The organism is Acidovorax sp. DW039, assembly GCF_037101375.1.
GTDB lineage: Bacteria > Pseudomonadota > Gammaproteobacteria > Burkholderiales > Burkholderiaceae_C > Acidovorax.
Genome location: NZ_AP029019.1, coordinates 4,350,648 through 4,363,793, shown reverse-complemented (window position 1 = coordinate 4,363,793; position 13,146 = coordinate 4,350,648). Strand labels below are relative to the sequence as shown.

9 protein-coding genes are annotated in these 13,146 nt (G+C 62.7%); 4 read left to right on the top strand and 5 right to left on the bottom strand.

The window, feature by feature from the left end; genetic code table 11:
- Positions 1-52: 52 nt before the first annotated feature.
- From AACH87_RS19585 to AACH87_RS19565, 5 genes are all read right to left on the bottom strand, one after another.
- Positions 53-2,395, bottom strand: coding sequence for an Ig-like domain-containing protein (locus AACH87_RS19585; RefSeq protein ID WP_338796233.1), 2,343 nt, complete (start codon positions 2,393-2,395; stop codon positions 53-55).
- 258 nt (positions 2,396-2,653) lie between these two features.
- Entirely contained in the window at positions 2,654-3,241 is a 588-nt protein-coding gene (locus tag AACH87_RS19580; protein WP_338796232.1) for a hypothetical protein, read from the bottom strand.
- A 184-nt stretch (positions 3,242-3,425) separates the two neighbouring features.
- On the bottom strand, positions 3,426-4,559 hold the full coding sequence (gene queA / locus AACH87_RS19575) for a tRNA preQ1(34) S-adenosylmethionine ribosyltransferase-isomerase QueA (RefSeq protein WP_338796231.1): 1,134 nt from the start codon (positions 4,557-4,559) through the stop codon (positions 3,426-3,428).
- A 119-nt stretch (positions 4,560-4,678) separates the two neighbouring features.
- Positions 4,679-5,647: a 1-phosphofructokinase family hexose kinase gene (locus tag AACH87_RS19570; RefSeq protein ID WP_338796230.1), complete on the bottom strand. Its 969-nt coding sequence runs from the start codon at positions 5,645-5,647 to the stop codon at positions 4,679-4,681.
- Between the two features lie 62 nt (positions 5,648-5,709).
- Positions 5,710-6,999 carry an HD-GYP domain-containing protein gene (locus tag AACH87_RS19565; protein WP_338796229.1) on the bottom strand — a complete coding sequence of 430 codons (1,290 nt, stop codon included), beginning with the start codon at positions 6,997-6,999 and terminating at the stop codon, positions 5,710-5,712.
- 97 nt (positions 7,000-7,096) lie between these two features.
- Here AACH87_RS19565 and recG point away from each other — a divergent pair, with 97 nt between their 5' ends.
- The 4 genes from recG to AACH87_RS19545 all read left to right on the top strand — a co-directional run bounded on the left by recG (position 7,097) and on the right by AACH87_RS19545 (position 13,116).
- On the top strand, positions 7,097-9,226 hold the full coding sequence (gene recG / locus AACH87_RS19560; RefSeq protein WP_338796226.1) for an ATP-dependent DNA helicase RecG: 2,130 nt from the start codon (positions 7,097-7,099) through the stop codon (positions 9,224-9,226).
- A gap of 6 nt (positions 9,227-9,232) precedes the next feature.
- Positions 9,233-10,198, top strand: coding sequence for a LysR substrate-binding domain-containing protein (locus AACH87_RS19555; protein WP_338796225.1), 966 nt, complete (start codon positions 9,233-9,235; stop codon positions 10,196-10,198).
- Positions 10,199-10,674: 476 nt separating this feature from the next.
- Positions 10,675-12,423, top strand: a complete 1,749-nt coding sequence (locus tag AACH87_RS19550; protein ID WP_338796224.1) for a dipeptidase — start codon at positions 10,675-10,677, stop codon at positions 12,421-12,423.
- Between the two features lie 174 nt (positions 12,424-12,597).
- Positions 12,598-13,116, top strand: coding sequence for a Dps family protein (locus tag AACH87_RS19545; RefSeq protein ID WP_338796222.1), 519 nt, complete (start codon positions 12,598-12,600; stop codon positions 13,114-13,116).
- Positions 13,117-13,146 lie beyond the last annotated feature (30 nt).

Sequence of the window (13,146 nt, the reverse complement as noted above, 5' to 3'; positions counted from 1 at the left end):
ATTTTTGGTCACATGCAGTGACCTACATTTGCCGAAATACTGGCTGGACATGTCAGGGATCAATCAACTGCACAGAGGCTGTTGCTTGTCCGCCTTTGCCATCGCTAATGGTGTAGGTGAACGAGTCATTGAAGAAGGGGCCTCTGGGTGTGTACAGCACTTGCGTTCCCTCTATCTTTAAAGTCCCTGTGTTTTTGACCAGCGGGCTCACGCTAATGATGCTTAACGTATCTCCGTCAGGATCTGAGTCGTTGGACAAGACGGACAACAAGACAGGCTCACGCCCGCTAACCCAGAAACTATCTCCATTCGCAATCGGAGGCTTGTTGGATGAGCTTCCCCCTGTCACCGTCACAGTCACGCGGGCAGATGCCGTCAGACCTTGCAGGTCTTTCGCTGTGTACGTGAACTGATCGGTGCCGTTGAAATTGGCTGGTGCTGTATAGCTGATTTGCTGCCCATCAATCCGTACAGAGCCTTTAAGTGGCTGACCTACGGACGCAATAGCTAAAACGTCACCCGCATCTGGATCTGTGTCGTTGGCCAATACGGCCATGCTCAACGTTGAGCCTGCTGTGACTTGGTACGCGTCATCGTTAGCGACAGGAGCTCTGTTTGCCGTAGTGTTGCCAGTGACCGTGACGGAAACTTGTGCTGTCGAAGTCAAACCTTGGCGGTCGCGGATGGAGTACGTAAATCGGTCGATCCCCACAAAATTGGCAGGCGCGGCGTACACTATTCGCGCCCCTTCTAGGCGGACCCTACCTTGGGCTGGCTGTCCAACAGAAACCAAGGTCAGTTGATCGCCTTCGTCTGGATCCGTGTCGTTAGCGAGCACGGCCAGGCTGGTGCTTGTTCCTTGCGCTACTTGATACGCATCGTCGTTCGCGGTAGGTGCTCGGTTGACCCACGTACGTGTCCTGCTTTCCGTCTGTGTCTCTTCCTTTGTACGGTACACATCTACTGTGCGCTTGTGCAGCGCTGGCGTACGCAGCGCCTGACGAACCCAAGCTGGTGGTTGGTCCACCAGTTCGCGCTCGTAGGTGACTGCGGGGGGCTGAGGGGCGGCAGTAGCGGTTGTCGTGGATGCAGGGGGGGGTGCAGGGGCCACCTCTTGCTCTTCGTCCACAAAGCTGTAGAACTCCAATTCCACGCGGCGGTTCTTCTCGCGGGTGGCTGGCTCCGCAGGGTACTTGGGGTCGCGCTTGCCGCGACCTTCGGCCAGAGCCTCGGTCGCACCAAACGCACCAGCTGCAACCAGGTAGTCACGCACGGCCGTGGCGCGCTGCAAGGAAAGCTTATCGTTTGCGGCGTCGCTGCCCAGGTCGCAGGTGTGACCAATAATGAGTACGTTGCCTTCGTGCCCTTGGGTTTTGAGCTGCTGGGCCACGCGGTCCAACTCAGCTTTGGCTGAAGGGGTCAGGCGTGCGCTGTTGAACGCGAAGAACGCCTCGGCCATCATGTTGGCCTTGGTTTTCACCCACTGTTTCACGGGCTCTTGCGGTGCTTGGTGTGCCACAGCCGGCTCTGCAGAGGTGGGTATCGCTGCGGGCGTCGTAACGGGGGTGACGCGGAACAGGCGCTCTGGTTGGCTGTTGTTGCCCCCCAGGGCATAGCGGTACACCACCATCGCTCGGGTTTCATTGCGGGTGGTGTCCAGGTCTCCGCTTTTGAAGATGCGATCCACCTGCAGTGCGACGCTGTGAGGGGTTCCCGCAAACGCCTTTTCCGCCATCAGCGATACCGTGTGCTGATGGGCATTGCTGCGGCCCCATTCGTAGTCGTACCCCGCAGTGATGCGGACCTGGCGGTTGTCAAAGGTGCGACCAGCTCGAACTCCCACGCCGTAGTCATAGGCTTTTTCGTAAAACCGGGTGTTCAGCGTGCGGGTGATGCTGTCGATATAAGGGCGCCCATCCGCGACTCCTGCTTCTTCCTGTGTCGTCGTGCTCGACGTCGTACCCATAAGTCGGCGTCCTGTGGTGGCCCTGCTCAGGTTCAGATTACCAAACCAGTCGCTTTCTTCGCGGCCATATCCCAGCGTGATTTTTCGGTCGCGGGTCTGGTTCTGGTCATGGGCCAGGAAGTACTTGTGGACCGTAGCGCCTTGCAGCCGGTGATAGCTGAGCTTGAGGCCTCCTGAAGACTGGGCCACCCAGCCTTCGCCAAGCCAAGTGCTGTCTGCCTGTTCATACAACACGCTGGAAAGTTCTCCCTGGAACTTGCCACCCTTGGCGTAACCAATAGAGAAGCGGGCAGAATCGCCTGAATACAGCAAACTTCCGTCAGGCTGGAGTGTGACCGCGCCTTGGGCGTGCGCTGGTTGCACACAAAAAGGTGCAATCAATGACAGCAATAGCAAGGAAGTGCGTGATGGGCGATGCTTGCGTGGCATAGATCAGCTTTAAAAGTGTCGGGTCAACTCAGATTGACTTAGTCCCATTGGCATAGGCAGCTCAAGCCGCAAAAGGTCCGTGCGCAACAGGCAAAATGAAGCACAGCCCATTCCACGGGCTGTGCTTCTGAGTTGGTTGATGCTGGATTCTAAAAGCCTAGTGCACAAACCCTGTCCCGGGGCTTGAAGTGTTGTGAATGCACCATACCTCTGCCCCGGGCCCCGGGGGCACTGAGCCCTGCCCTACTCCGGCTCGCCTTACTCCGCGACTTGTTGCCGCGGTGCCGCAGGCGTCTCGCACCCCGCAGCCTGACCTAACCCTTTGAGGTAACTGCGCCGGATGGTGCCTGCCGTGATGGAGGCCTCGACCTCGCGGCTGTACTTTTCTGCGCCGGTGAGCTTGCGCACCCAGCTGCGCATGGGCACCACGCCTTCTGCAGCACCTCTGACGGCCCCGATGGCACCCTTCTTTGCAGCACCTGCCCCGCGCTCTATCAGGCTGGGGTTGGCATCGGTGGATGGTGTGTCCAAGTCTGCGCCCAATACGGCATCCAGCGCCTGAACCTGTTCAGCCAGTGCAGGGCAGCTGCGATCGGCGGGCAGAGCGTAGGGGGCCTGCCGGGCGGCGGCGAGCAGCGGGGGAATGTCTGCCTTGACCAGGTTCAGGTCTGACAAAGGCGATGTGATGGCACGACCGACTTCGGTTGCGGTGTCGGGCGACTGTGATGCCGTCTGGGTGCTACCTGAAGCCGCCTTGGTGTTCCTGTCGGCAGGAGCCGCGGCGCAACCGCCAAGCAGCAGAACGCAGGAGAGGGCAACGGGGTGGAGGGACAGTGCTTTTCTCATGAACTTTTCTCGAAACAAGGACATGGCAGCGCGCAGCCCTTCAGGGGGCGCGCTGCGTGCAAGCTGGGCTTGCGGTCATTTGTAACGAGTGTAGGGCGGGGTCATGCCGCGCAGACCTCTACCCTGCATCCATTGGTAAGCAGGTGTGACGTTTTGCTGCTTTTGCCGTGGATTTGCGCCCCCTTCAGGGGGCGGGGCGTGCGCGCTCTAGCAGCATGGCGTCGCCGTAGCTGAAGAAGCGGTATCCCTCGGCGATGGCGTGTCGGTACAGCCCCATGATGTGGGCATATCCCGCGAAGGCGCTCACCAGCATCATCAGCGTGCTCTTGGGCAGGTGGAAATTGGTGATGAGCACATCCACCACGGCGAACTCAAAGCCCGGGGTGATGAAGATATTGGTGTCTCCGGTGGCCTGCCCTGTGCGTGCCCAGGATTCCAGTGTGCGCACGGTGGTGGTGCCCACCGCCACCACCCGCCCGCCGCGCTGGCGGCAGCGCTCCAGTGCGGCCAAGGTGGCGAGCGGTATTTCATACCACTCGCTATGCATCTGGTGCTCTGCCAGGTTTTCGGTCTTGCAGGGCTGGAAGGTGCCCGCGCCTACGTGCAGTGTGACGTTGGCGCGCTCGATGCCCTGGGCGCTCAGGCCTTGCAGCACCGTCTCATCAAAGTGCAGGGCGGCAGTGGGAGCGGCCACGGCACCGGGCGCGCGTGCAAACACGGTTTGATAGCGCTGGCTGTCTTCGGCTTCGTCGGGGTCGTGTTCTGCGTTTTGCTGGCGCTCGATGTAGGGGGGCAGGGGCAGGTGGCCGTGCTGCTCCATCAGTTCCCACGGGGATTCGCCGCGGGGACCGTGCAGCGCAAACCGGAACAGTGGGCCATCTTCCGTGGGCCAGCGGCCCAGCAGCGTGGCATCAAAGCCGCCAGCATGGCGGCCACCGGCCATGTGCACGGTGCTGCCCGGCAGGGGCTTTTTGCTGACCTTCATATGGGCCACGACTTCGTTGCCGGGGTTCCCGGCTTCTGCGGGCAGTACCCGCTCAATCAGCAGTTCCAGCTTTCCGCCGCTGGCCTTTTCGCCAAAGATGCGGGCCTTGACCACGCGGGTGTCGTTGAAGACCAGCAGATCGCCCGCTCGCAGCAGTCCGGGTAACTCCCGGAAGATGCGGTCTATCGGTTGCATGGCCCGGCCGTCCAGCAGGCGCGATGCGCTGCGTTCTGCGGCGGGATGCTGTGCGATCAGTTCAGGGGGCAGCGCAAAGTCAAAGTCGCTGAGGGTGTAGGTGCGGCTGGCGCTGGGAGAGGGGGAGGAAACAGTCATGTGCTTGAGGGCTGAACGGGCCCGTACCAAGGGTGAAACAAGGGGCGCGATTGTGACATGCCCCTGACGAGGAAGTCTGGGTGGGGTGTTTTGCCTTCAACCTGTGCAGGGCGCGCGATTCAGCCGGCAGTGATGATGAGGGTTGGCACCGGCGCGGACGCATGCAGGCGATGGATGTCTTCGGCCTGCGCCAGCGTGGTGCCAGGGGCCAGCAGCGCAGCAGCCCCTGCGGCCACACCCCAGCGCAATGCTTCTGGCGCAGGTTGGCCAGAGTCCAGCGCCCACAGCAAAGTGGCCAGAAAGCAGTCCCCGGCTCCCGTGGTGCCTGTGCTTGCAGGCACCTGCAGCGCCGGGGCATGCCAGGCACCCAGGCGGGTGGCCAGCACGGCACCTTGCTCTCCCATCGACAGGGCCACGGTCTCAGCCTGCCCATGGAGGACCAGCGAGCGCGCTGCAGTGCAGGCGGCCGTGATGTCTTCCAGGGGTTGCTGCAGCAGTTCGCGCAACTCGCGCAGGCTGGGTTTGACCACCTGCACCCCCGTGCGGAGTGCGGCCGCAAGGGCTTTTCCCGAAGTGTCCAGTGCCATGCCCACGCCATGCTGGCGGGCGATGGTGGCGGCCTGCGCGTAGAAATCATCCGGCACCCCAGGCGGCAGGCTGCCGCTGCCTACCAGCCAGCGCAGGCCAGACCGTGCTTCGCGCAGGTGCTGACCCAGTTGGGTCAATGCCGTAGTCCATTCGTCATGTGTCCAGGTGGGGCCAGGCAGCACAAAACGGAATTCGCGACCCGTCTCAGTCTCCAGCACCGCAATGTTTTCCCGGGTGTCTCCATGCACGGGGTAGGCCTGGGTGGGAACACCCTCTGCTTGCAGTAAAGCCACCAATTGCGCACCTGCAGGGCCGCCGGTCGCTGCCCAGGCCTGCACGTCTGCACCCAGCCGGTGCAACACCCGCGCCACGTTGACCCCACCTCCACCGGGAAACCGCTGCACGGTATCGCAGCGCAGTTTGTGCGTGGGCTCCACCCGTTCGGTACGGGTGGCTATGTCGAGTGCAGGATTGGGGGTGAGCGTCAGAAATGCAGTCATGCGAGCGGCACCCCGCAGGGCACAAAGGTCAGCGGTCACCCGCCGTGGTCAACGGCTGCGGATTACCAGGGCCGCTCCGAGAGGCCGGACCAAAGTTCGTTGAGGTCTGGAAAGCGCCACTTGTCGGGGTCCTCGCGGGCCACGATTTTTTCGGTGCAGCCGGGTTCGGCCAGGTCCACAACCTCGGGCGGAATGCGCAGGTCGGACTTGGTAGAGAAGAACACCTTGACCTTGGGCGTGGTCAGCGTCTGGCCGCCTTGTTCTGTCACCACACCGATGCGTCCTGAGGTGAGGCGCACCAGCGAGCCCACCGGATAGATGCCAATGCTTTTGACGAATGCCTGAAAGAGGCGGGGATCGAAGTGGCCCTTGGTCCACTCGGCCATGCGCCGCAGCGATTCGGACGGGTCCCAGCCGCGCTTGTAGGGGCGGTCGGAGGTGATGGCGTCGTACACATCACAGATGGCAGTCATGCGGGCGATGAGGCTGATCTCTTCGCCCTTGAGCTTGTCCGGGTAGCCGGTGCCGTCCATTTTTTCGTGGTGGTGCAGGCAGGCGTCCATCACGGAGCCTTCCACGCTGCCGCCTTCCTTGAGCATGTTGTAGCCCTCTACAGGGTGGCTCTGGATCACCACAAACTCTGCGTCGGTGAGCTTGCCCGGCTTGTTCAGCACCGCCAGCGGAATGGCGGCTTTGCCCAAGTCGTGCAGCAGCCCGGCCATGCCTGCGCTGCGTGTGTGTTCTTCACTCAGCCCGATCTGCTTGGCCAAGGCCACCATCATGGCGCACACGGCGACCGAATGCATGTATGTGTAGTCGTCCGCCGTTTTCAGGCGTGCCAGGCTGATGAGGGCACCCGGATTGCGTGTGACGGAATCCGAGATCTCCTCCACCAGGCTTTGGGCGTTGGCTGAATCCACAGCCTTGCCCAGGCGCGCTTCGTTGAACATGGAGACCACGGCGCGCTTGGATTCGTTGCAGATGGAGGCCGCCACTTTCAGCTCGTTCTGGAAGCTGGCTGGTGCACGACCCCGCGGCGCAGGCGGGGGCGGCGGGGGTGGAGGAGGCATCTCGATCACCAGTGGCGGCATGTCCTCCAGCAGGGCGAAGTCGGAGTCGATCTGGGAATCCGCCTCTTCGCGGGAGACAGACGAGACCCCCACGGCCACATCCAGTCCCTTGGATGTGTCAATCCATACCTCGTGAATGGCGGTGGACTTGATCCGCTCCAGATCCTTGGGGTCTTTCAGGACGAATTTGGCCCGCCAGAAGGGATGGTCCATCCACGAGCCGCAAAATTCGTGCAGGTACATGCCCAGGGTAAGGTGTTCGGTACTGATTCGCTTGAGCATGACAACTATTCTCGACACAAGCCCACGCAAAGCGCGGACTCACAAACACTAACCATGTTAGCCTTTTTAGACCATAGTTTGCTCACGATATTTTCCCTTGCCGAAAAGCCCTGAATCTGCGAAGGCGTCTTCGCCCGCAACCCAGAGTCCTGCGCAAAAAGCGCTTCAGAAACTCGGCTTGCGCCGCGACATTGATCTGGCTTTGCATCTGCCCCTGCGTTACGAGGATGAAACGCGTATCACTCCGCTTGCAAACGCCCGGGACGGTCAGACCGTGCAGATCGAGGCCACGGTGACGGCGTGTGAGGTGCAGTTGCGCCCCCGCCGCCAGTTGCTGGTGCAGGTGGAAGATGACACGGGCAGTTGTGAGCTGCGGTTTTTCAGCTTCTACCCCTCCCACCAGAAGACCCTGGCCGTGGGCAACCGGCTGCGCATTCGCGGGGAGGTCAAAGGGGGCTTCTGGGGGCGGCAGATGATGCATCCCGCGTTTCGGCAGGCTGGTGGTGAGTTGCCCGCGGCCCTCACACCGGTTTACCCCACTACGGCGGGATTGCCCCAGCCTTACCTGCGCCGGGCCGTCGTCAGCGCCTTGGCGCGGGTGGACCTGACGGATACTCTGCCGCCGGGCGCAGCGCCGCCGTATGCCATTTACAGAGATCAAAATGGCCTGCAGCGCTCGTGGAATCTGCGCGAGGCGCTCACTTTTTTGCACCACCCCACGCCCGATGTCGCGCTGTCCACACTGGAGGACCACAGCCACCCCGCATGGCAGTGCCTGAAAGCGGAGGAGTTGCTGGCGCAGCAGCTGTCCCAATACCAGTCGCGGCGTGAACGCGACCGGTTGCGCGCCCCCGTGCTGCGCCCGCAGCGGGGCGGCGATGGGGCGCTGCCCTTGCACGAACAGCTGCTGGCGACCCTACCGTTTGACCTGACAGCGGCCCAGCGCCGGGTGGGAGAAGAAATTGCCGCCGACCTGGCCCGCCGCGTGCCCATGCACCGCCTGCTGCAGGGCGATGTGGGGTCGGGCAAAACCGTGGTGTCGGCCCTGGCTGCCTGTGTGGCCATGGATGCAGGCTGGCAGTGCGCGCTGATGGCCCCCACCGAAATCCTGGCCGAGCAGCACTTCGCCAAGATGATTGGCTGGCTGGAGCCCCTGCTGGCCCAGCGCGGCCGCAAGGTCGCCTGGCTGGTGGGCGGGCAGAAAAAGAAGGACCGCGCGGCCATGCTGGAGCTGATTGCCAGTGGCGAGGCGGCCCTGGTGGTGGGCACCCATGCAGTCATCCAGGAGCAGGTGCAGTTCAAGAACCTGGCGCTCGCCATCATCGACGAGCAGCACCGCTTTGGCGTGGCCCAGCGGCTGGAATTGCGCCGCAAGCTGGCCCATCAGGGCATGGAGCCGCACATGCTCATGATGAGCGCCACGCCCATTCCACGCACCCTGGCCATGAGCTACTACGCCGACCTCGATGTCTCGGTGATTGACGAGCTGCCGCCGGGGCGCACGCCCATCGTGACCAAGCTGATCGCCGACAGCCGCAAGGACGAGGTCATCGAACGCATTGGCGCGCAGGTGGCTGCCGGGCGGCAGGTGTACTGGGTGTGCCCGCTGATTGAGGAGAGCGAGGCACTGGACCTGAGCAACGCCACGGCCACCCACGCCGACCTGAGCGAAGCCTTGCCCGGTGTGATGGTGGGCCTGCTGCATTCGCGCATGCCAGCGGCGGAGAAAAAGGCGGTGATGCAGCTCTTCTCCAGCGGGCAGATGGGCGTGCTGGTCAGCACCACCGTCATCGAGGTGGGCGTGGATGTGCCCAACGCTTCACTCATGGTCATTGAGCACGCCGAGCGTTTTGGCCTGTCGCAGTTGCACCAGCTGCGTGGCCGCGTGGGGCGGGGGGCGGCGGCATCGGCCTGTGTGCTGCTGTACTCCACCAACGAAAGCGGCCGCGTGGGCGAGACCGCCAAGGAGCGCCTGCGCGCCATGGCCGAAACCAATGACGGCTTTGAAATTGCCCGGCGCGACCTGGAAATCCGCGGCCCGGGCGAGTTCCTGGGGGCTCGCCAGTCGGGCGATGCGCTGCTGCGCTTTGCCGATCTGGCCACCGACACCCATCTGCTGGAATGGGCCCGGGAGATGGCTCCCCTGATGCTTGACCGCCACCCTGAACTGGCCGCCCGACACATTACCCGCTGGTTGGGTGGAAAATCCGACTATCTCAAGGCGTGACGCACCATGACCCTCACCGAACTCAAATACATCGTCGCCGTGGCCCGCGAAAAGCACTTTGGCCATGCGGCCGATGCCTGCTATGTCTCGCAGCCCACTTTGTCGGTAGCCATCAAGAAGCTGGAAGAAGAACTGGATGTAAAGCTGTTCGAGCGCAGCGCGGGCGAAGTCACGGTCACGCCGCTGGGTGAGGAAATCGTGCGGCAGGCGCAGAGCGTGCTGGAGCAGGCCGCCGCCATCAAAGAGATTGCCAAGCGCGGGAAGGACCCATTGGCGGGGCCTCTCACTCTGGGTGTGATCTACACCATCGGCCCCTATCTTCTGCCCGAGCTGGTGCGCCAGTCCATCAGTCGCACGCCGCAGATGCCACTCATGCTGCAGGAGAACTTCACCGTGAAGCTGCTGGAGATGCTGCGCACCGGAGAGATCGATTGCGCCATCCTGGCAGAGCCCTTCCCCGATACCGGGCTGGCCATGGCCCCTCTGTACGACGAGCCTTTCATGGCAGCCGTGCCCAGCACCCACCCCTTGGCTGAAAGCAAATCCATCACTGCGGCAGAACTCAAAAGCGAAACCATGCTGTTGCTGGGAGCGGGCCACTGCTTCCGCGACCATGTGCTGGAGGTATGCCCCGAGTTCGCCCGCTTTGCCTCCAATGCCGAAGGCATCCGCAAGTCGTTCGAGGGCTCGTCGCTGGAGACCATCAAGCACATGGTGGCTGCAGGCATGGGCGTCACGCTGGTGCCCAGGCTTTCCGTGCCGCGCGATGCGCTGGCCGTCACGGCACGCCGTCGCAAGAGTGATGAGAGCTACATCCGCTACCTGCCCATCCAGGAAAAAGACGGCAGCCCACCGCCCATGCGCCGTGTGGTGCTGGCCTGGCGCCGCAGCTTTACGCGCTATGAAGCCATTGCTGCCTTGCGCAATGCCATCTACGCTTGCGAACTGCCCGGCGTGACGCGTCTGTCCTGAGAACCTGTTCCAAGTCTTTTTGGAGATTGAATTGGAGTGCAATCGGGATGAGTGGATGCTTCGGATGCGCTGCATGGGCTCATGCCCATGCAAGCAGCCGGGGCGTCCAATCGCCCGATTTCACTCCAACCCTTCGGGCAAGTGTCTTGCCGGGCGGTCTGCGTTGTTGCACCGCTTGCCAATAGCACGAGCTATTGGCCGCGCGCTGCGCCTAGCAGCCCATCCCGGCAAGACACTTGTGCAACTCCAAAAAGACTTGGAACAGGTTCTGACCCAGGGCAAACCAGCGCGGTCGGATACCTTTCGTTTCCTTCCGCATGTCATGCCCCACAGCTACACTGCCGCAGCGCGGGTTCTGAGCCGGGAGCAACTGATCTTGCGCCCTCTCTGCGTCCCGTCTGCGTATATCCCCCCGCTGCTGCATTGCCGGCCACATGGCAAGCACAGCCATTGAATCCATCAAGAGAGAGGTTCCCATGAAGAAGCTTTGGCTGACGGCAACGCTGGTTGCCGCCCTGACGGCCTGTTCCACCGTCCCTACCGTGCCGCAGGCCGCAGGTCCCATCAAAAAGACGGAACTGGACCGCATTGCTGCGTCGCCAGCGGCCATGTCGGCCACTGCAGCTACTGGCAGTTTTGGTCAGTTCCTGGCGCTGTCTGTGCAGATGCAGCCTGAACTGGCGCCTGCCGTGGCTGCCTACGAAAGCAAAGCCGTGCTGCAGGGCGAAGACCTGGTGAACATCAGCCGTCTGCTGGGCCTGTACAACCGCCTGAAGAACCAGGCCGCCGTGATCGATGCGACCGCCAAGATGGTGGCCATTCCTACCGTGCGCTCGGCCCAGGTGCCCCCGCATGAAGACCCCGCCATCATTGCCTTTGGCAAGCTGGTCGAGGGCATGGCCCGGGACTTTGGCCTGGAATACCGCAACGTGGACAACCGCGTTTTTGAGGTGAAGCTGCCAGGCAGCGGCACACAGGAGTTCGGCATCCTCACCCATGCCGATGTGGTGCCTGTGGTGGCGGATGAATGGGTGCTGGACGACGGCACCAAGCTCGACCCCTTCAAGCTCACGCGCGTCGGCGGCAATCTGTATGGTCGGGGCTCCATTGACGACAAGGGCTCCATCGCCACCGTGCTGTACGCCATGAAGGCCGTGAAGGAAAGCGGTCTGCCCTTGGCGCGCACCATCCGCCTCATGATCGAGACGACGGAAGAAACGGGCGGCGATGCAATGAAGTACTACCGCACCAAGACCACGCTGCCCGAATACAACGTGGTGCTGGACAGCAAGTACCCCGCCGTGGTGGCCGAGAAGGGATCGGGTGCGTTGCGCACCACCTTCGCCACCGGCACGGCTGCTGCAGGCCAGACGGCGATCGTCGCCATGGCAGGTGCAGCATCGGCCAATGCCGTGCCCCAAACCGCTACTGCCCGCCTGCGCGGTGGCAATGCTGATGCCGTGGCAAGCCAGCTCAGCGCTGCCAAGGACGCTTTTGTCGGCAAGTACGCCAGCCAGGGCGGCAAGTTCAGCGTGGATGTGACGCGTGAAGGAGCGGACGTGCTGGTCAAGGTGACAGGCGTCTCGGCCCACGGCTCGCGCCCCGAAGAGGGCGTCAACCCACTGCCGCGTCTGGCCCTGTTCCTGCAGCAGTCGGGCGTGCCACTGGCCTCCAACGGGTTTGCCCATGCCGTGCGCTATATCGCTGACCTGTATGGCGTGGACTATCTGGGGCGCACCATGGGCCTGGCCTACAGTGACGACTTCATGGGCCCGCTGACCATGTCGCCCAACCTCATCCGCGAAAAGGATGGCAAGGTGGATGTGCTGGTGAACGTGCGCATGCCCCGCGGCAACACGCCCGAGGCGCTGGCGCAGGCCACCTCCGAACGCATCAAGGACTGGGGTAGCAAGGCGGGCGTGGCGGTGGAAGTGGACCACCAGCAAGGCAACTGGATGGCGCGTGACCCCAAGGGAGCCTGGCTGTCCACCCTGCTCAACATCTTTGGCGACACCACCGGCCTGCCCGCGCAGCCCGTGCCCACGGCTGGCAGCACCACTGCCAAGCTGATGCCCAATGCCATCAACTTTGGCCCTGCCATGCCGGGCAAGAAGTACACCGCCCACAACGCTAAGGAGTTCAAGGAAGTGGTGGACTTGGACGCGGATATGCAGATGTTCACCGAAATGCTGGTGCGCATCGGCAATCTGCAGCAGATGCAGTAAGCCTGCGGGTAGCGTCCGCCCGCGTGTTTTCTTGACCCAAGTACAAGGCATCGGCTCTGACTGACAGTCACCGCCGATGCCTTGCGCTACAGTGTTTGTGGCTTCCGTAGGGTGCGCAGGCGAGGCCGGCGCCCTGCGGGTCGTTTCAAGTGTTCAGCACGGAAGGAAAATCCCATGGCCAAAGCCCCCGGTAAAGCCGCTAGCGGCAAATCCGCAGCTCCCTCCATCAACATCGGCATCAGCGAAAAAGACCGCGCAGCCATTGCCCAGGGCCTGTCGCGCCTGTTGGCCGATACGTACACGCTCTATCTCACCACCCACAACTTCCACTGGAATGTGACGGGCCCCATGTTCAACACGCTGCACACCATGTTCATGGCGCAGTACACCGAGCTGTGGAACGCGGTGGACCCGATTGCCGAGCGTATCCGCTCGCTGGGCCATGTGGCCCCCGGCTCGTATGCCGAGTTTGGGAAGCTGGCCACCGTGGCCGACGCCCCCGCCAAGCCCCCCAAGGCACTGGACATGGTGCGCGTGCTGGTGGAAGGCCACGAGGCCGTGGCCCGCACGGCCCGCAGCCTGTTCCCCCTGGCCGACAAGGCCAGCGATGAGCCTACGGCAGATCTGCTGACCCAGCGCCTCACGGTGCACGAGCAGACGGCATGGATGCTGCGTTCGCTGCTGGAAGAATAAAAAGAAAAGGCCAGTTGCACCCGCCTGCGT